Source organism: Vibrio sp. QJM3NY_15, assembly GCF_057785995.1.
Map to the genome: position 1 here is coordinate 98,026 of NZ_CM173518.1, position 19,890 is coordinate 117,915.

The window sequence follows — 19,890 nt, forward strand, 5'->3', positions numbered from 1 at the left end:
ATCTCATCATTCACTTTGTAGTGCCTCCATCGGAGTCACTTTCGCCGCACGATTAGCCGGGAGCCAAGCCGCAGCGACACCAATAACCACCAGCGTCAAAACAACAATGGTGACAACCAACCATGAAAGCTCAGGAACAGGTTTACCAAGACGCTCATAAAACATATTGCCTTCAAGCTCTAACGAGCGAATCACAGCAATCAGTGTATAAGTGATCACTAAGCCCAATAAACCGCCCATCATCATAGTCATCAATGACTGAACCAGATAATGCATGCGAATCATCCCTGGAGTAGCACCGACCGCCATTCTCACGCCAATATCTCTTGTGGAGCGTTTCACCGTTGCATACATCACGTTAGCAATACCTATACCCGCTACTGCCAAAGTGATAAAACCAATCACACCAAGGAACCCCTGCAGACCAACTAAGAATTGTTGCATCGTTTTTTGTTTGAGAAACATATCCTCAACCTGAACAACCTGCTCATCACTGACACTGGCACCATGTTTACGCGCAATAACCTGACGAATCGTATCTGCAAGTTTGACTCTGTCGACACCATCATGAGGTTGAACGTTGATACCACTGATATCTCCGTTGATATTAAAACGCTGCCACGTAGAAAAAGGAACAAAGCTCGAATAATTGATGCTATCTCCCTGTTCAACCTTGGCACTGTTTTTCTCTAGTACACCAATCACCGTAAACTCTTGGCTGCCAATTTTTACTGTTTTCCCCACGGGATTGACCTCTAATTTGACAGTAGCAAACCAGCTAAAGCTTTCATTAGGGTTAAACAAATCGGCCGCTAAAAGGTAACCCAACACGATGACTTTGCGTTGTTGCGTTTGGTCTAGAGGATTAAACCAACGCCCTCCTGGACGCGTCTTGAGATTCGTCACCGACTGAAATTCAGTCGTTACCGCTAACGCTTTTTTCCAAGACCCTCGCTCCCCAACAGTAAGTGATTCATCCCACACAGCTGTCTGTACCGCAGCTTTGATGTTAGGCAGAGCCTCTACAACTTTCGTATCTTCTACTGTTAGAGTCAGCGGCTTGCCCTGATGAAAAGATCCATAATCAACCGTAGCCATCCCCCCTGATAGATAAATCAAATTACCATTGCCATTTTGTGCCGTTTTAAGCACGCCTTGCCTAATGCCTTCTCCCACCGATAGCATCGCTGAAATACACAAGGTTGCCCACGCAACAGCCAGAATCGTGAGCCCAAGTCGTAGCTTTTCTGCAGACATTTCCTGAAAGATTTGTCTCATCGGTAATAGCATGATTAAGCCCTCGCACTGAGTGCATCAACAGGAGTGAGACGAGACGCCCGCTTTGCAGGAAAGTAAGAGGCTAAGAACGCCAGAATCAGTGTCACCGTTAACGCCATTCCAATCGAGCTTAACGTGATAACAGGTGATCCAATCCATTCTGGTAACGCCATCGAGCCAAGTAAAAAAACCGTCCCAAAAGACGCCATTAATCCCACGATGGATCCTAAAGTAACTAAAATAAGCCCCTCAATAATAAACTGAGACATGATGGAACCCTGTGTTGCACCAATCGCCAGCCGAACGCCAATTTCTCGAGTTCTTTCCGTAACAGAGAGAAACATGATATTAGCCACACCCAAAGCGCCAACCGCCATAGTCATTGCGCCACTGGCCGTCAGGAATATTTGAATACCACGAAAGATACCGGTAATCACGTCTCCACCCTCACTAAAGTCGGGCAAATAGACCGCATCTTTATCAGTAGGATCAAAGTGCATCTGTTTAGCAAAAAAATTGACAATGTTACGTCTAAACGATGCGGAATCCATGGCTTCTACAGGCTTTAATAGCAGTTGCCATGGCTTATCTTTCCAGAGGTCAAGATAAGTAGTTTGGGGCACAAAAACTCGTCGACTCTCACCAAAAGAGATTCCTCCTTCATTATCAACCATCACGCCTATTACGTAGAATGGAATACCGTTGATCTTAATATGATCGCCAATGTCGACTCCGCCCATTTGAGCAATTCGATCACCCAATACAACCACCCGTGTGTGGTTTTCCATATCCGTCACCGAAATACTTCGTGAACCAGGCTGCAACTTATTTTGTGAGATAGGAAAATAAGAGGGAGCAACACCACTCACCATACTGCCAATATTATGCCCTTGAGTGTTCGTCACGCTGGTATCCCTTTTAAGGTAAACAGCAGACGCCTCTTTAACAAAACCAGCCTGCTGGATCAGCTCAATTTTATCTTGTTCAAGGTTTATTTCTCGCCTTGAAGGCATGCCCTGCCAAGGTTTACTCGTACTAGAGGGAAACACAACCTGAGTGTCATTGACCAAAAATGAGAAAGACTTCGTTTGATAACGATAGAAGCCTTCTCCTAACGCCATTAAAACAACAACAGACAGCACGCCCCATGAAATTGCGATAATAGCCAAGGCACTTTTCATCCGATGCGCCAATAACGTTTGCCAAGTCTGAAGGAAAAGATTAACCATGGTGCAGCGCCTGAGAGATCAGCGCCATCGCTTCATCATCTAATTTACCGGTTGTCTGAAGCAGGCCTATTCTCTGACGCCAATAATCATATAAGTTGGTCTGTAGAAGGAACCTTGAATCAAATAAGCTGTTATGTGCATTAATAACATCCGAGGCTTCTAGGAAACCCGCGTCGTATAACTTTTCTTTGCTACTCAACACCTCTGCGCGAGACGCTACAACATCATGCGCCATTAACACTCGTTCCCAGTTGAGTTTCACTTGAGTAAAGTTCTGATCAATTCGCTTCTTGATGTCTATTTCAACCTTTCGTAAATCCTGCTTAGCCGTCAACAAGTTAAGCGAAGTTTGATCCACTTTGGCGCGTGTTGAACCATTTAAATCAATAGGAACACTAAGAGTTAAACCCGCGTTAAACTCACCGTTGTCCAACCGATCATTGTCGTTATAGCCCACTTGCCCTTTAACTGTTGGATAATAACCTCCTTGGGCAGACTTTTTGTCTAGCTCGCGCGCTTCAACGCCTTTTATGGCAACCAGTAATTCAGGGCTATTATTTCTCGCTAGCTCAAGCCACTGCTGCTGAGAAGCCACCAGCATTGGAGGCTCAACCAAGTTCTCGGTACGAATTTGATCTACCGAATCAGGAGCTTGGTTTATCAGCGCTTCCAGCTCTGACTTTTTACTTTCTAACTCTGCCTTTGCTCGCAGAATATTGGCTTTGTCAGACAACTGATTAGCACGCATCTCTTCCACATCAATCGATTTCACTTTGCCTGCTAGATAGCGTTTTTCGAAGATTTTTAGCAGTTTGCTGCCTTCCTCTAACTTACTGTTGGTGAGCTGTAAGTTACCTTGAGCGCTGCCTATATCGAGATAAACCAGAAGTAACTTAGCCGCCAAATCATTATGTGCTTGAGCCAGTTCCAGCTGGGATTTCAGATAATCTGATTGTGCTTTATCTAATTCAGACCAAAGGCTACTGTCCCAAATAACCTGAGACAGCTCTGCACCATACCGATTTGAACTACTGCGGTCTTCGCTCCAGTCTGCTGAAGCGCTTGCGCTTAAAGCGGGTAATAAAGAGCTGCGACTTAAATCCACCGAACTCTCACCGAGTTGAACACCAATTCGGGCTTTCTCGTAATCAGGATCCGTCTGTTTGGCTCGCTGCCATGCTTGTTCAATGGAAATGGCATATGAAGGGCAACTAAGCACAATTGCTAATAGCAAGCTGCCTACACTCAACAGGGGCGATTTACGAGCTGACAGAGGTTTGTCTAATCGCTGTGAACAACTAAACAGCGCAGGCTTAACCATGTGATGCCCCCATCATACTGTTATCGATGACGGTTTCGTCTAACTCCACACCTTCGATGACTTCGACATTGATGCCATCGGATAGGCCCAGTTTTACCGCTTGTTTGTGGAAGCCTTGTTCTGAGCTGTCTGGAATTAATACGTTAGGGCTATCGCCTTCAAATTGCAGTGCGCGCTCTGGTAGAGTGAGTACATTTTCTGATTTAACTAGAATTATCTGAGCAGATGATGAGAACCCTGAACGTAATCGGACGTCTTGAGGTATTTTGAGCTCGCCAACTTCGACTTCAAAACCGTTATCAAAACTTTTGCCCGAACTACTATCAGCTGTTGCGTTAAGACTTTCAGACTGAATCGCAATCTTAGTCAGTATCCCTTCTATTTCGATATTTGGATAAGGTGCAACGGTCAGTGTTACTGGCATCCCCGGAGTAAGTTGTGCGGCATCATGCTCACTAACACTGCCCTTAAAAATCAGGCTGTTCATATCGGCCAATGACATCATTTCTGTTGCCGCTTGACTCGATTCAGTAGAAATAATCGGTTCTCCTACCTCGACTTTTCGATTCAACACCGTACCGTCTATCGGAGCGTAAATGGTTGAGGTTAGGCGAGAGTTACCAATTGTCGACTCCCCGCTTTGAATCAATTCTAGGTTCTGACGTTTTTGCATAACGTCAGCCTGTGCTGATTTCACATTGGAACGTGCAGTCACATATTCGTCGTAGTTCTTAGGAATGATTTCTTGTTCGACCAAACTCTGCAGATTAGCGAGTTGTTGCTTTGCTGACTCAATGTTCGCCTCACTTCGCATCAATTCGGTCGAGGCATCGGTAAGCGCTTTCGGGGTAGGGTTAGGGCGAACCTTAATAAGCGGCTGACCTTGCGTTACGTACTCACCAACACCAGCATAGATTTCACCAACGATCCCGTCGATTTGAGATTTGATAGACACAGAGTGAGCGGGAACGATATACCCCACCGCAACCGCTTGCTTTTCGATCGTCCCCGTGGATACCGTTAGGGTTGGAAAGGCTTCAGGAGGCGTTGAAGTTTGAAAATAGAAATACGCACCTCCACCTAGCAGCGTGGCACATGCCACAGACACTAACCCACGTTTAGTCATAATTTATCCAGCTCATTATTTTATATTTGTGAGCCCTATGACTACCGTGGATATGCGAAGTTCATAAATAGTATAAAATTTTATAATGCATAGCGTTAAAGCAAAATTAAACGACAGACTTTCTACGCCTCCTTTTAGCCTTATCATGACCATTTAAGTAGAAAGTTGTCTCCGTTTAACGCACTTTAAATCTCGTAGGCCCAGCACTCTTGTTGTATGTCGAGCAGTTCCGACTTACCGCTCTCTAGCTGATAGAGATGGAATTGGCTTAAAGGGGGCGAATACACATGTAACGTAATGAGCGGTTCATCTCCGGCCTGTAGATTCGATATCTGATGGATATCATTATCTTTACTAACGGTCACACTGCCCTCTTGGAAATGAGTCGACTGAGAAGCAAAAATATGACCATTAGCCGCCGTTTCAAACAGGGTTTCCGTTGCTTGCCCGTGTAAAACTTTTACGCCACAAGACGTATTCAAATGATCGTGTATTTTACTTCTTTGCCCATTTAGCCAACTCAAAATTAAAACTTCGCAGTGGTCATTCTTGAAAAGTCTTTGTCGGCAGTATGTTTCTTTATCAAAACTCGCCAACGACTTGATCTCTTCTTTACTCAGCTCGATGTTATCCAATATGAACCGAATGGAAGCCAGAGACATAGGTTTATTCGCCAGCTGTATTTGGTCCATAAACTCTTGGAAATTAAGCTCATAATCGTTATTAATTAACGCGGCTAACGCGGGAGATTGCGTTGGGGTGATATCAGTACGTTGCAAAATACTTACCTCTGACTATGTTTTTGCTCTTCCTAACTCGAAGTTAAAAGCTCTCTTCGAACAATGAAATATAGCTGATTCAATTCAGCACAAGTTGGGAGGATACTAACACCGTTTAAATGAAATTTAACAAGCAACCACAAGTATTTACATTTATATAACAAAAGCATCTAACAACCAATTTGAAGCAACGGAATCGCCATATTGACTTGAGATCTGAATAACTGAGTAATTTGAAATAGGAACAACAAAAAGAACGGCTTCCATCACGGTTACTATTGCGCGTATCAATTAATGAAATTGATTCACAAATCAGAAGAGATCAATCACAATCAAGGTTATGGTCACTGTTGAAATTAGTCTAACTGGATACTTATGATTAACCCAAAACTCATCGCCCTACTTCCCGATCTCGCCTCGTTTATCTTAGTTGTGAATGAGGGTAGCTTTACCGCCGCAGCAAAGCAGCTAGGCGTTACACCTTCAGCGTTGAGTAAATTGATCACACGTCTAGAAAAAGCACTCTCAGTAAAGCTGTTCGAGCGAACCACTCGTACATTGATCATCACGCAAGCAGGCCAGTTGGTATACGACCAAAGCGTGGTCATGATTAATGCGGCGCAACAAGCGGTTGAGCTTTCTACCTCTGACCATACTGAACCTGCAGGCTCTATAACGGTAGCGGCGCCAGAGGCGTTCTTGAACTCAGTGCTACAGCCTTTCGTTGTTCCATTCTTAAATCAGTACCCTGAGATTCAACTCAAGTTAAGAGCCGCCGATGGTGACATCGACATATTGCGCCAAGGCATCGATATTGCGTTTCGCCTTACCGACAAACCTGACGAGAGTTTGGTATTGAAAGAACTCGGAAAAACAAACCTCGTGTTATGTGCGAGCCCCGACTATTTAGATGCCAAAGGAATCCCTCACCACCCTACCGAGCTTTCTGAGCACGACTGCTTATACCTTGCAGAAACAGATAAAGACCACATTTGGGACTTCCTTAAAGATGATGAGTTTTACACAGTACCCGTCAGCGGACGTTACGCTGTGAACCACTCTCAGATGCGATTGAAAGGCGTTAAAGAAGGGCTTGGCGTGGGTATTTTCCATGACTTCGTGATTCAAGATGCATTGGCTGAAGGTTCTGTAGTGCAAGTACTGGAAGATTGGACCATCAAGAGTAATTACCATGGCGCTATCGCGATGCAGTTTGCTCAAACCAAGTATATGCCTGCTCGCCTACGTGTATTCATTGATTACGCGATGGAACACTTGGGTGACAAGCTGGCAGGAGAAATAAACTGATGCTGAAAGGAATACACCACGCCGCCATTATTTGCTCAAACTACGAAGTCTCTAAACGCTTTTATACGGAAGTTTTAAAGCTTGAAGTGATTGCGGAGAATTATCGTGAAGCACGTCAGTCGTATAAGCTCGACTTAGCACTGCCTAATGGCGCTCAAATAGAATTATTCAGCTTCCCTGACGCACCTGAAAGACCAAGCTTTCCGGAAGCTCAAGGGCTGAGACATTTGGCTTTTTGTGTTGATGACGTTCAACATGCCAAAAGCTATTTGGAAGAACAAGGCATTGAAGTCGAACCGATTCGAGTTGATGAATTTACGGGGAAATCATTTACGTTTTTCGCAGACCCAGACGGCCTGCCGCTAGAACTTTATCAGATCTAAAGCTTTATCAAATCTAGAGCTGAATCAAGTCTAAAGTCTTCCTCACAAAGGAATCACCCATCTGATGAATAAAACGGACTTTCTCAAGTCGAGAAAGTCCGTTTGCATGTCAATTAACTCAACGCGGTCTTGAATCTCTCAACGCGTGAAAACAGTAACCAATCCAATAGCATTGCAGTCACAATCGTTGCACCCGCGAGTGGAAACAGTACCGAAATAACAACCACAGTCACTAAACCCGCTTTCCATAAGCCTGCATCGCCAAACTTCGGTGGTGCTCCCAACTTTCTTTGGCCTGAAGGTCTGCGCATCCACCACATTACTCCACCAGTCACTGACACCAAAATGAATGCCAAACAGAACAATGCGTTTAGAAGCTTGTTGATGATACTGATGTCACCTTGGTGCAGAGAAATACCGACGGCTAAGGTTTTGGCGAATAAATTGTAATCTTTCCACGTCACCTCTCCAAGAATGCGCCCTGAATATTGGTCGAGGTGAGTCGTGCGATCTTGGGTTGGATCGATAATGTCACCGCCCATAGTATTGGCAGCCACGGTGTAAACGCCCGTTTCTGAGCGCGGGAAATTGACTTTATATTGCGTAAAACCAAGAGATTGAGCTTTTGCTATCACATCATCAATCGAGAAATTACTCGCAGATAAAACATGCTGAGAATGATCCTCGCCCATCTTAGAATGATCATGAGCTTCAGATGCTTCTTCTACTTGGTGGACGTGTTCTGCTGGCTTATCTTGAGACAAAGGCAGCGGAGTTTGCTCTAGGTTCCAAGGCATTTCCTCCTCAGACCCGTGATTTAAAGAAGCATGCGTTTCGTTAGACAGAGGAATGTCATCCCACATTTGAGCAGGAAAAGTACTCCATGCTTGCACTAACTTACCGCCCCAAAAACCTGTCCATGATAATCCCGATAGAATAAATAACAGAAGAATGAATGACAGTGTTCCACCGATGTTCGCATGCAGATCACGCATTAAAACACGCGTTCCTGAACCAAATCGAAGCTTAAGAAAACCAGCGCGGCTCGCGTTATCTCTCGGTAACCATAAGTAAATACCACTGATGAGCAACAGAATAGACAAGCTTATTGCGACTTCAATTAGGTAATCACCCCAATCACCAATCAACAAAGTGCCGTGAATGTCATTCGCCAGTTGGTACAGGCTATCGCTGCGCGGGATTTCTCCTACCACTTCGCCAGTGTATTGATTCACCGTGGCGAAAACGGAAGTGCCATCTTCAAGTGATACAGAAAATCGGTTCGCAAGATCAGGGACTTTGCTCGGTACAAACTGTGTCACCGTACCTTGTGGGTATTGATTTTGTACCGCAGCTAATTGTTGTGACACCTTGATCGGTTCGCCCGATGCCGCAATTTCAATCGCGTCTTGATGGAAAGCAAGTTCGATTTCATCGTCAAACAGCATCACCAAACCAGTAATACTCAACATCAACATAAATGGGATAACGAATAGCCCGGCATAGAAGTGCCAGCGCCAAGTGAGGAAGTAGAGAGTTTTATTGCGGTCTTTGCTTTTTATATTGGTTTCCGAACCAGTTGTTGCACTGCTTGTAGACTGCGAAGTTGCTTGTGCTTTCGCAGAGCTTTGAGATTCATTTCTCAACATTATTATTTCCTTTGACACACGCAAACATACCTTCTGAAAAATCAGAAAGTAATCTGAGCATGTTTAACTTTACTTAATACTTTATTTTTTAATTATTTTAGTGGGTTAGGTTTAAGCAATATCAAAGGGAGGGCCGCGCGGGGCTTGTCTCGTGTAGCGTTCGCTTAGAGCCAAAAAAGCGTAGCTGTCTGAGACAATAGAACTCAGTCGAGTTGTCAGTAGTGTAGTTGGAAGTTCGTCTTGGTGAAACGTGGAAAAATGGCTAAATGGACACGGCTTTCCTTTGTGAGTATTGGGCTCGCCTTCCTCAATTTGAACCAGTTCAAAGCCGTTGACCGTACATAACGACGCCCATACTCCCGCACTATTACCATGAGCATTGATAACAGGCATTAATGTCACTAGCACCCAGCTTAATGCTGTAGCAAGTAACATGGAGAAATTGAACGAAGTTCGGCGCATTATTCCTAATCTTTATAAATTTCCCTTATTATGAGGCACTTGTTATATAGGTAAACGTAAAGATTAACATCAGGTTAAAAAATTGAAGCTAACGCACACTCTTTTTAGTTAAAAACTGGTTACAACCAAAGAGCCAAAAGAATGTTACGCACCTATTAGCAGTAACATGTCTAGAAAATAGCAGTAAACTGTTCAGAAAAAAGACAATAAAAAACGCCGCCTTACATCTTCCTCTAATGAGAGTAATGTAAGACAGCGTTTTAGAAATCGAATCTTGAGGCTTTGCTCTTTGTTACGTATCTAGCAAACTCAATTGATTAGCAAATTAACCGAAGATCTTGCTCCAAATGCTTGGATTACGCTTCTCGTGATACTCTTCACGAAGGCCATCGATAGTACGAAGCTCTTGCTGTGCAGATTCAAATTCACCTTGGTCTAGCTTCTTCTCAATGCTATCAATCGATGCACTGATCTTTTTGAAACCTTCCATGAAGTGTTCTTCTTTCTCAATTGGGTAAACACCCGTTTTGAGCTCAGCAACTAGCGTGTCGATACGTACGATAGGCTTTTGCATCTCTTCAATGTTTTGAGCTTCTGCCGCTTGTTTGAATGCAAGCTTCATTTCTTGCATGTTTTTCTTAAGGTCAACATTAGCAAAAGCGTTGCCAGACAATAGCGAAGCAGCGATTAAGCCAGATAAAAGGATTGAGCGAGTTTTCATTGTTTCTCCAGGTGAAGCGATGTCTTTGAAGATAGCGCCATCGTTATTGTGGCACTTCGACTTTATTATTTTCGGCTAGTGTATACAAAAATCCGTCGGGTACAAAAATTGATTGTGTCGAAATGCAAACTAGCTAGCTAATTACTGACAAGTACTGGGCAAACCATCACTCAAATACCGAAAACTCGGCAATCGATTGACGACCACGCAATGCCAAAAAGGCTAAGAATTGCTGTGGTGAATGGGTAATAACCTTGCTCGAATCCACGCCCACCTCATCAAGTAGTGAAGACACGAGATCCAACCCGCCCACATCTACGCAGAAATGCGCATCGCTACCTGTCGTAATAAACGCACCTTTCGCTTTAGCAATTCTTGCGATCTCGTAACAACGATCAACACTGCCAACGCGACTATTGCCTTTAAGCGTGGTGTTATTAATTTCGATCGCAACGTTATGTTCCGCCGCACATTGAATCACAGCTTCAAAATCGAAATCAAAATTTGGGTTTCCTAAATGACCAAGTGCATCAATTCGGCCGCCTTTAATCACATTCAGGAGTGCTTCTGTATGGGTAGCAACATCCGATGGGCGAAATACTGGCTCATGAAAACTCGCGATCACCCAATCCAAGTTCTTATCCACACTCGGATGAATATCAATTTCACCCTGTGTGTTCATAATGTTGGACTCGACACCTCGAATAATAGCGACATCTTCAATAAAACGAGGGAGCACACGCTGGTTACTGAAAAACCAATAGTGTGGCGCGCCCGGCATAGACTCGGAATGGTCGGTCGTACAAAACATAGCTAAACCGTTTTGTTTTGCCGATTTTGCATTCTCGATCAACGTGCTGTAAGCATGACCACTTGCGTATGTGTGGGTGTGGGTATCTACTTTTAGTTCCATAAATCAAGGCCTTAACCGTGTGGTCTAGTCAATCAATTTCAAGTTGGGTTGGTCTAATACAGCTTCTTCAAAAATGCCCAACAGACACCTGCTTAATGTGATGCTGAGTGATTTGAAATTATATACTGTTCATCATTCAGTATTGTTAACATTAAATCAATCGACAATAACCTGATTTCTCCCGCTATTCTTTGCTTTGTAAAGGCGCTTATCAGCAAGCATAAACAGATCATTTGGTGATGTGCTTTTCGTCGGAACGCATTCCGCTACACCTAGGCTCATTGTTACATGAGAAGCAATGGGTGAGGAACGATGAGGAATCGGTTGACTGTGCAAAACCGTTAAGAATGAATTAAGGCGAGCTCTGCTTTGCTCTATAGATGTGCTTGGCAATATAATGGCAAACTCCTCGCCTCCGATGCGAGCAGCAAGGTCTGACGGACGATTAAAAATTTGCTTCCATAACTTTGCGACTTGTTTAAGGCAAACATCTCCTTGATGGTGGCCATATGCATCATTATATTGCTTGAAAAAATCAATATCACCGATCACTAAGGTTAAAGTTTGCCCTTCGCGTTCACATCTAGCCCATTCAGACTCAAACGTTTGATTAAATTTACGTCTATTGGGGAGTGAGGTTAGCTCATCAAAAAGTGCAATCTTTGTGAGATCTTGTTTTTCTCTCTGCAACTGCTCATCACGCAACTCATATTGATACAATGTTGCCAGCAACTCTTTTCTAGGAGCTTTAGTCAAATCCTTTATGGATAGCGGCGAACTAACAAACTTGGCAAAATCCCCCCTAAACAAAAAGTAGAAGATCAGCATTGGGACGCTATAGCAGGCCGCAATCAACAACTTACCCAGTATATTTCCGAATATGATAGGAACGATCTGCGGGCTTAGGCCAAAAGCTAAAAGAGGAAACAGTGCTCCATCCAAACAAAGGATAAAAACAAATGCTAGCGTATAGATGAATGCCAACGCTGGTAGGTTGGAAAGGAACTTACTCACCTGTGTAAAAATAAACATCAATAACAATATTTCGAGGAGAATCAAAACCCCGCCAAGAACAAGAACTTTCAACGACACGTCAAAGATACTGAAAGGGATAGCAAAAGGGTTCAACACATATTCCGATTCCAGCAACCAAGCCATAAAGTTAAAGCCAACAAAGGCAATTAAATCCACAACCACTACTAACCGAAACATGTGTTTAAAAGTGTTAAAATCTCGCTCAATAATAATGAGCATTATGGTGCTCATCATGAAGGCACCATAAGCAATATTTCCGCCTGAAATACTTAAAGCTTCGGATAAAGGAAAGGAATAAACGGCACCAGCAAGTCCTCCCACTAAAAGCACGATACTAAGATAGTTATAAAATGCAGCTGTACGCACACGGTTTTTTAACGTAGCAAAATATAATGGGAAAATTGAGTATATTCCTACATTGAGAATATAGGCTTCTAACGTCATTACTGTTCCTTCTAGGCTCAACACATACAGCACCTAGATGTTTTATAGATGTGCAAAATAACTGACAATATTAACATAATAATGTTTAATTGATAAAACACTCGGAATGCTTGTTTTTCTAATCAGGAATATTAATAACACTAGATATGAATTGCCCACACCGAGCCTGTCCAGCATCTCGGAGCAACCCTACCAACCACAAGTGACCATTAGCACTTAAAGATAAGGCTTTATTCTCATTTCACTTAGCTATCGGAAGCACGGCTTAGTCGTAACGCCGCCTTAATTACACCAATTTTTTGCAACCTACCCAAGTTCGTCAATACTTATACCAGTTAACAAGCTGGAGTGTTTGATGAGACGAAGACGATATCCGCTGAGTATCCACATCACTAGCCTTTTCCTAATTTTGACAACACTTGTTGGTGCCGTACTTATCTCAATAAGCTATCGCCATTCACAAGAGTTGTTGTTAGGGACGGTGAGCGAAATCAGTAATGAACATCGCGATAAACTGGAATCGGTATTTAAGCAAGCCATCGCACCCGTTATCACAACCTTGAATGTGATGGCTGTGAGCCCGTTTGTTTCTCATCAAACTTCGTCTACTGAGCAGGAATCTTGGATTGCCTCGATAGACATCATATTCAAACAAAATACCAATTTAGTTGCGCTGTTTTACGGGTCTGATGATGGAGAGTTTAGGATTTTCCGCCCACTGAGCACCAACAAGCAAAGACTTGAAAACAACGCACCAGCCAAAGCCACGATGATGGTCAGCACGATCAACCTCAAGGGCGAGAACCTTATCTCTTACCTTGATGGCGCACATAAGGTATTGAGCATTGTGCAACAAGAGAGTGAGTTTAATCCCACCACCCGACCTTGGTTCCGCAACGCTAAACCCGATGGAACAATCAAACTCTCTGAGCCTTACCTGTTTTACTTTCTTAAAAAGAACGGCATTACCCTATCAAGACGAACTTATGAAGGTAATCATGTGGTTGGCGCTGATTTCACTTTAGATTCTTTATCCTCTCAGATAAGCCAACTCGCTTATTCGCCACAGAGTCGCTTGGCTTTGTTTGACCAACATTTTAACCTGCTAGGTCAACATCAACTGGACTTAGCAATACCCAACTTAAGCCCCATAGCTGAAAACAACCGCACCAACGGAAACGTAGGGGACAATAAAGGGTCCGGTAGCGAGCAAAGCCAACAACTATTCAACATCCCTAAACGTGATCAAATGGCGGCCTTAAAGTCGTCTGTTTTAGCCCCTCTTATTTCTGATGAAGAGAAATTTAACCTCAACCTAAAGAACATTGAGTACAACCTAAATACTTGGGCATTAACATTAACGCCCGTTGAGCTGACTCAAGACGTCACCCTTTATCTCGCCGAAGCAACGCCACACAATGATCTGCTTTCTGATCTTATCTCGATGCGTGATAAGCAAGTTGCGGTCGCGATTGGTATGTTGTTTATCTGTTTTGGTATCGTGTGGTTAGTCGCCAACCGCTTATCCCAACCTCTCAATACACTCATGCAGCTAACTGACAACATCGCTCGATTCGATTTCAGAAGAACCCACTACCCTAAGAGCATGATAAAGGAAGTAGCTAACCTCGCCCATTCCATTGAGCTGATGGAGCACACGCTTCATGATCTGATTAATTTACTTCGGGACACAGCGGGTAATCAGGAGTTTTCGATATTAGCCAAAAACATTGCGCATCAAAGCTATCTAATCACCAAGGCCGAAACCATCGTGCTGTTTACTCAATCTGAAGAAAAGGATGTGTTTGATACGGCAGCGAATCTCGCCATTCTTCCTTTCAAGGCCGACATCAATGACTTCATCAAGCATACCCCTTGGCTATTGTGTCAGCTTAAATCTGGCGAGACCATCCACCTTAACCGAGAAAACAATGTTCTTAACTATTACCAAGATTCGATATTCAATTCTGACCTGTACCTTTTCCCACTATTGAACCGTGAGAAGTTGTTGGTGGGTATTGTTGCAATTGGCTATGAAAGACCAATCACCAAAATGCAGGCAGACAAACATGCATTTTTGAGGGAGCTACTGAGCTTTGCTGAAATCGCCAAAGACAACATTGACCAAATGCAGCAACAGAAAGACATGCTCAATGCCTTCATAGAACTTATTGCCTCTGCGATTGATACCAAATCACCTTACACGGGCGGTCATTGCCAACGAGTTCCTGAACTGACCAAATGGTTAACCCAGGCCACCATAGACGACGACCGTTACTACCCACAGTTCTCGCTTGATAATAAACAATGGGAAGAACTCATGCTGGCTGCTTGGTTGCACGATTGTGGCAAGGTGACGACACCAGAATATGTCGTGGATAAGGCAACAAAACTTGAAACCATTTACGACCGAATCCATGAAGTGCGAATGCGTTTCGAACTGTTAAAACAACAGGCTGAAACCGACTACTGGAAAGCCATAGCGAACGGAGCGCTTCAAGAAGAGCAGCTGAAAGTTCTCGAGCAAAGCCTGTCTGAATTGGATGAAGAGTTTGCCTTCGTAGCCGAGTGTAACCTCGGTGGAGAGTCGATGACGGATGAGCAACTAGAACGCTTAGACCGAATAGCCAAGCGCCAATGGAAACGAACACTCGACGATCAGCTAGGGTTATCTTGGTCTGAAAAAGAGAGATTTAACACGCAGCCGGATCCTGCTGAAAAAGATGAAATTGAGCCAACAAGCAAAGACCAAACGCTGCCAGTGATGGAGCCACTACTTGCTGATAAACCCGAACATAAAATACCTTGGGATAATGGCTTTAACCCAGCTGATGTGTGGCAAGAAGCGTTTGTACTCAAGCCAGGTGAAGTGAAGTACAACCAAGGTGAATTGCACAATTTGAAAGTACGTCGCGGTACCTTAAACGACGAAGAACGCTTCATGATAAACGACCATATCATTCAAACCTTCACCATGCTCAACAAGCTCCCTTACCCACCTTATCTCAAAAACATTCCTGACATTGCCAGCGGACACCACGAACGTATCGATGGTAAGGGCTACCCGAGAGGCTTAAACGAAGACCAGTTACCTTTACCGTCTAGAGCGATGGCCATTGCCGATGTATTCGAAGCTCTCACCTCCAGTGATCGCCCGTATAAAAAAGGTAAACTCCTAAGCGAATCACTCAATATCATGACCGACATGGCCACCAGCGGTCATATCGACCCAAAACTGTATTTGCTGTTTTTGGAAAACAAAATCTATGACAAATACGCTGAGCGATACCTTGAAGCGAACCAACGATGCGAGATTGATCAGAGCAAGCATATCGAACGAGTAAAAGAGTACATTCGCTCACTGTTCTAGGCTTTATGTATTACGTTTTAGACTTCTAACTCAATGCTTAACTTTTAACAGCAGAATCCAACACCGCAGCATCTGCTGCAGTCGCTAAAGCCACAGCGGTTTGCGGTGTTTGCTTGGCTTTTGCTTTGCTGTGTTTTTTAGCTAATACAGTATTGGTTATGCTCGCCACGACGATCAAATTGATGCCGATTAACTGCTGAGTTGAAAACACATCATCAAAGAACAAGCTCTGCCATAACGCACTGAACAGCATGTTAGTAAAAATTAGGGGAGCTAATTGAGAACCGCTGTCTGCCAACTTGTACGCTTTCGAGCGGAAGATTTGCGTGTTAATAGTAAATAGAGCCAATCCAAAAGCGCCAAGCCCAATCCAGCCTAAGCCTTCAAAAGATAGCAGAGCCGAAAAGGTTCCATTGCCCGCAGCACCCTCAAGCCCATCTGGAGCCGCAGAGACTGAAGTAAACACAACCATTGGTATCACAATGATTGCCGCGACCAAGAACGTCCACGCGTTGAGCTCTGCGGGTGTCAGGCTAGTCTTGGACGCTCGATACAAACTCACTTGTGAACCCGAATTAAATACACCCGCCAATAACCCCAGCAACAACGCTGGCCTAAAGAACTCTGAGCCAAATTCAAACTGCGACCAATCCCCAGCCATCATCACTACGCCGACAAAGGTGACAACTAAACAAATCACTGTGGTTGTATGAATTTTGGTTCCAAACATTAATTTTTCTAACAAAGGAATGAACAGAGGGCCAGTGCTGAACAACACCACACCTTCAACGAGTGTTAGGGTCTGTAAAGACGTAAGGAAACACCACTGGCATGCCACCATAAAAATCGCACGCATCACTAAAGGTTTCCACATATCGAGTGAAGGTTTCGTGATTTTGTAAAACATCAAAAATAAGAATAAAAACAGACTGGGTAACAAAAAACGCACGAAACTCAAAAATGAAACGGGCATTGATACCGATAGATACTTGGCCATTAAGCCACTTAAAGACAAACTGAACGTCGACAACAACATGAAAGCCGTCGCCTTGGTAATATCAGACATAATTATCACCTCCTATGACAGTTATTTTAGAGGCGTGACGTGATGAAAAATAGCGAGTAATATTAACCACAACTGTAAGGAAAACTTACCAATGAAGAAACTCGTTCCACTTAAATCCGTTTATGCTTTCATTGCTGTAGCCGAAACAGGCAGCATGACCGAAGCCGCTCGTGTGTTGTACGTCAGTCATTCAGCAGTAAGCCAAGCGATAAAATCATTAGAGCAACTGGTCAATAAGCCGCTGTTCCAACGTGTGGGTCGTCGTGTTGTTCTCAATGCCGCAGGTAAGCGATATTATCGAAAAGTCGCACCCGCACTGGAACAAGTAATAGAAGCCACAGAAGAACTCGCCAAAACGCCTAACGACCACCGCATCACCCTCAACATGGTGAACTCACTCGCCATGCACTGGTGGATCCCGCGAGTTTCGGAATTCCAAAGCTTTGCTCCCTCTCTTGATATTCGTATATCCACGTTAACGGGCACTTTCGACATAGAACAGGAAGGTGTGGACATCGCGCTCGTACACGGCAAACCGAGCGAGTGGGACCGATATTACAGCGAAAAGCTTGGTGACGATGATCTGGTATTGGTGTGCAGCCCGGCACTATTGAAAAACCAAATGGGATTGAGCGTTGAACAACTGGTGAAACAAAACCCAACCATTGGTGTCTTCAACCCAAGAAGACAGCATGACTGGCAGGTGTGGTGCGACCATTACCAAATACCCATGCCGACGTTCCACAGTAACTTGACGTTCGATGTCTCGATTCAAGCCGTACAAGCTGCCATTCGTTCGCTTGGTGTATTAGTCACTCACCGCTTGTTTGTGAAGGATGACATCAGCCATGGTATGTTGGTCGAAATTAGTGAGCCAGTGGCTAACCCCCATCAAGATTTCTATTTCGTTTGTCCAAAAAACAAATTAAAACAAGAAAGTGTGCTAAAACTGAGAACATGGTTGAGGCATGAATTCACTCGCTCAGAAACAAAACTCAGCGAGTAATCAGTCACCTAGTAACCAATCAACGAGTAACAACTCATCTAGTAACCAACCATCTAACTTACAGAGGCCACTATGATTATTACCACCACACAATCTGTCGAAGGCAAACGCATTGTCGATTACAAAGGAGTTATTGCCGGAGAAGCCATTCTCGGGGTTAACGTATTCAAGGATATGTTTTCAGGTATTCGCGACTTCGTCGGTGGACGTTCTGGCACCTATGAAAAGGAACTGGAGAAAGCACGTAACTACGCATTCAAAGAGCTAGAGCAGAAAGCGATTGAAGCGGGTGCAAACGCAGTGGTTGGTGTCGATATCGATTATGAAGTCTTAGGTACAGGTAATGGCATGTTGATGGTATCAGCCAGCGGCACAGCGGTTGTCGTCGCTTAATCGAATCTGAAATCATGTGATTCAATAAATGCTTATTCCAACCTTCGGTTTGTTTATCACCAGCAGGTTGGAATAACGATAAGCCGTGGCTGAAGCTAATTTAACTCGTTCTGCCTTCTTGCTCAGAGATGATCTCATCAAAAGAGGCAATTCGAGTAAGGAACGCCCCCTTGTCCTTCGGTAATATAGAGCTTGCCAAAGGCAGGTCTGCCTTCATCGCGTCGACCGCCCTTCCACGTACCAACACTTCAAAATGTAAGTGAGGCCCTGTCAAACGGCCTGTTGCACCCGACAACGCAATTTCCTGACCACGCTTAACCTGTTGCCCTTTCTTCACCAAAAAGCGGCTCAAGTGTAAATAACGTGTTTTGTAAACGCTGTTATGCTCTATCACCAGATACTTCCCTGCGTAAGGGTGGTCACGAAGCGCCACAACCCTACCGTCTCCAGTTGAATAAACGGGTGAACCCACAGGTGTTGCGAAATCAGTGCCATTATGTGGTGATATACGCCCTGTCACCGGATGTTTGCGGTACGGATTAAATGGTGAAGTGATTCTTCGGAACTGTTTGTCTATTGGGTATCGGTTAAAAGCTTGCTCAAGGCTATTCCCTTCTCGGTCATAGAAACGTCCATCCGCAGCAAGAAAAGCCGCCACTTCCCTGTTTCGTAACTTGATGGAGACCCCTTGTACTTCTGTCTTACCCGTTAAGTGATCTTCCGTGTATTGCTCTTTAACCAAAACATTAAAGCTGTCGCCAGCTCTGAGATCTTTGGAGAAGTTAATTTTATCTTTCAGCGTTCGAGTGATATTGGCTATCTGGGCACTGGTTAAACCCGCCTTGTAAGCTGACGTGGAAAAACTACCCTGCACCGCACCTGAGTACAGTTTTTCTTTCCATTCCCCTGGAGTCTCTATGAACTGATAACTAAAACTACCGTCATCATTTTCTGTGTAGACAGCCTGCTCAACCAAGCTCTCATGGTAAATCAATTCGACTAGCTGCTTAGATTCACTATCCAACAACAACTCTAGATGATCGCCAGGTTTGATCGTGTCCAGTTTCAGTGATTCTAGATCGGCCTCAAGTATCTTTTGAGCCGTTCCGTAAGGGAGTTTCCAAGAGGTAAATACATTGCTGAGTGTATCCCCAACTTTGACAAAATAATGAACTCTTACCAAAGAACTTGACTCAACGTCTGAACTCGATGGCTTCTCATCAGCCGAAACTGCACCTTGATAAGGTGTAATTTTGATAGCAATGTCTTCTGGTGGTTCAGGCGAAAGAGAAAGATATAAAGCAAGTAAAAATGCGCTGATAGCAGTCACTATCAGGCCAGTGCGGAGGAACTTCATAAAAATACTTAACGGTTATTACAATGAATTTTTAAGATGTTATAACATAA

Annotated in this window: 17 protein-coding genes; 5 read left to right on the forward strand and 12 right to left on the reverse strand. The window is 44.0% G+C overall.

From position 1 onward, the window contains the following. Positions 1 to 6 precede the first annotated feature (6 nt). The 5 genes from AC3CKG_RS16925 to AC3CKG_RS16945 all read right to left on the reverse strand — a co-directional run bounded on the left by AC3CKG_RS16925 (position 7) and on the right by AC3CKG_RS16945 (position 5,733). Positions 7 to 1,290: an ABC transporter permease gene (locus tag AC3CKG_RS16925; RefSeq protein WP_488529610.1), complete on the reverse strand. Its 1,284-nt coding sequence runs from the start codon at positions 1,288 to 1,290 to the stop codon at positions 7 to 9. Positions 1,291 to 1,292: 2 nt separating this feature from the next. Further along, a complete protein-coding gene (locus tag AC3CKG_RS16930) occupies positions 1,293 to 2,507 on the reverse strand; it encodes an ABC transporter permease (RefSeq protein ID WP_488529611.1) in 1,215 nt (404 codons plus the stop codon). Continuing rightward, entirely contained in the window at positions 2,500 to 3,828 is a 1,329-nt protein-coding gene (locus tag AC3CKG_RS16935; RefSeq protein ID WP_102561362.1) for a TolC family protein, read from the reverse strand. Before AC3CKG_RS16935 ends, AC3CKG_RS16930 begins: the two co-directional genes overlap by 8 nt. Continuing rightward, positions 3,821 to 4,954, reverse strand: a complete 1,134-nt coding sequence (locus AC3CKG_RS16940; protein ID WP_488529612.1) for an efflux RND transporter periplasmic adaptor subunit — start codon at positions 4,952 to 4,954, stop codon at positions 3,821 to 3,823. The genes AC3CKG_RS16935 and AC3CKG_RS16940 overlap by 8 nt, the downstream gene beginning before the upstream one ends. A gap of 185 nt (positions 4,955 to 5,139) precedes the next feature. After that, positions 5,140 to 5,733: a cysteine dioxygenase gene (locus AC3CKG_RS16945; protein WP_017079740.1), complete on the reverse strand. Its 594-nt coding sequence runs from the start codon at positions 5,731 to 5,733 to the stop codon at positions 5,140 to 5,142. A 375-nt stretch (positions 5,734 to 6,108) separates the two neighbouring features. Between AC3CKG_RS16945 and AC3CKG_RS16950 the strand changes: the two genes are divergently transcribed. Together AC3CKG_RS16950 and gloA2 are read left to right on the forward strand one after the other, a co-directional pair. Beyond that, complete coding sequence (locus AC3CKG_RS16950; protein WP_004730200.1) at positions 6,109 to 7,041, forward strand: LysR family transcriptional regulator; 933 nt, start codon at positions 6,109 to 6,111, stop codon at positions 7,039 to 7,041. Further along, positions 7,041 to 7,424, forward strand: a complete 384-nt coding sequence (gloA2, locus tag AC3CKG_RS16955) for an SMU1112c/YaeR family gloxylase I-like metalloprotein (RefSeq protein WP_065112790.1) — start codon at positions 7,041 to 7,043, stop codon at positions 7,422 to 7,424. Before AC3CKG_RS16950 ends, gloA2 begins: the two co-directional genes overlap by 1 nt. Before the next feature lie 113 nt (positions 7,425 to 7,537). Here gloA2 and AC3CKG_RS16960 read toward each other — a convergent pair whose 3' ends face one another. The 5 genes from AC3CKG_RS16960 to AC3CKG_RS16980 form a co-directional block, all read right to left on the reverse strand. Then, entirely contained in the window at positions 7,538 to 9,073 is a 1,536-nt protein-coding gene (locus tag AC3CKG_RS16960) for a PepSY-associated TM helix domain-containing protein (RefSeq protein WP_065112789.1), read from the reverse strand. A gap of 111 nt (positions 9,074 to 9,184) precedes the next feature. Next, the gene (locus AC3CKG_RS16965) at positions 9,185 to 9,535 is read right to left on the reverse strand and encodes a hypothetical protein (protein ID WP_017082430.1); all 351 of its coding nucleotides are present in this window, start codon (positions 9,533 to 9,535) and stop codon (positions 9,185 to 9,187) included. Between the two features lie 325 nt (positions 9,536 to 9,860). Then, a complete protein-coding gene (locus AC3CKG_RS16970; protein ID WP_004730193.1) occupies positions 9,861 to 10,256 on the reverse strand; it encodes a cytochrome b562 in 396 nt (131 codons plus the stop codon). Positions 10,257 to 10,422: 166 nt separating this feature from the next. Then, positions 10,423 to 11,169 (reverse strand): phosphatase, encoded by a 747-nt coding sequence (locus AC3CKG_RS16975; RefSeq protein ID WP_065112788.1) that lies wholly within the window; start codon positions 11,167 to 11,169, stop codon positions 10,423 to 10,425. Positions 11,170 to 11,325: 156 nt separating this feature from the next. Next, on the reverse strand, positions 11,326 to 12,648 hold the full coding sequence (locus AC3CKG_RS16980; RefSeq protein WP_065112787.1) for a GGDEF domain-containing protein: 1,323 nt from the start codon (positions 12,646 to 12,648) through the stop codon (positions 11,326 to 11,328). Between the two features lie 355 nt (positions 12,649 to 13,003). Here AC3CKG_RS16980 and AC3CKG_RS16985 point away from each other — a divergent pair, with 355 nt between their 5' ends. After that, positions 13,004 to 16,018, forward strand: a complete 3,015-nt coding sequence (locus AC3CKG_RS16985; RefSeq protein WP_065112786.1) for an HD domain-containing phosphohydrolase — start codon at positions 13,004 to 13,006, stop codon at positions 16,016 to 16,018. Positions 16,019 to 16,055: 37 nt separating this feature from the next. Here the strand turns inward: AC3CKG_RS16985 and AC3CKG_RS16990 are convergent, their stop codons facing one another. Further along, entirely contained in the window at positions 16,056 to 17,084 is a 1,029-nt protein-coding gene (locus AC3CKG_RS16990; protein ID WP_488529613.1) for a DMT family transporter, read from the reverse strand. 91 nt (positions 17,085 to 17,175) lie between these two features. On the opposite strand from AC3CKG_RS16990, the gene AC3CKG_RS16995 reads away from it, so the two are divergent. Together AC3CKG_RS16995 and AC3CKG_RS17000 are read left to right on the forward strand one after the other, a co-directional pair. Further along, positions 17,176 to 18,090, forward strand: a complete 915-nt coding sequence (locus AC3CKG_RS16995; RefSeq protein WP_076667939.1) for a LysR substrate-binding domain-containing protein — start codon at positions 17,176 to 17,178, stop codon at positions 18,088 to 18,090. Positions 18,091 to 18,162: 72 nt separating this feature from the next. Continuing rightward, positions 18,163 to 18,483: a heavy metal-binding domain-containing protein gene (locus tag AC3CKG_RS17000; protein WP_004730185.1), complete on the forward strand. Its 321-nt coding sequence runs from the start codon at positions 18,163 to 18,165 to the stop codon at positions 18,481 to 18,483. A gap of 100 nt (positions 18,484 to 18,583) precedes the next feature. Here the strand turns inward: AC3CKG_RS17000 and AC3CKG_RS17005 are convergent, their stop codons facing one another. Next, the gene (locus AC3CKG_RS17005) at positions 18,584 to 19,840 is read right to left on the reverse strand and encodes a peptidoglycan DD-metalloendopeptidase family protein (RefSeq protein WP_488529614.1); all 1,257 of its coding nucleotides are present in this window, start codon (positions 19,838 to 19,840) and stop codon (positions 18,584 to 18,586) included. Positions 19,841 to 19,890 lie beyond the last annotated feature (50 nt).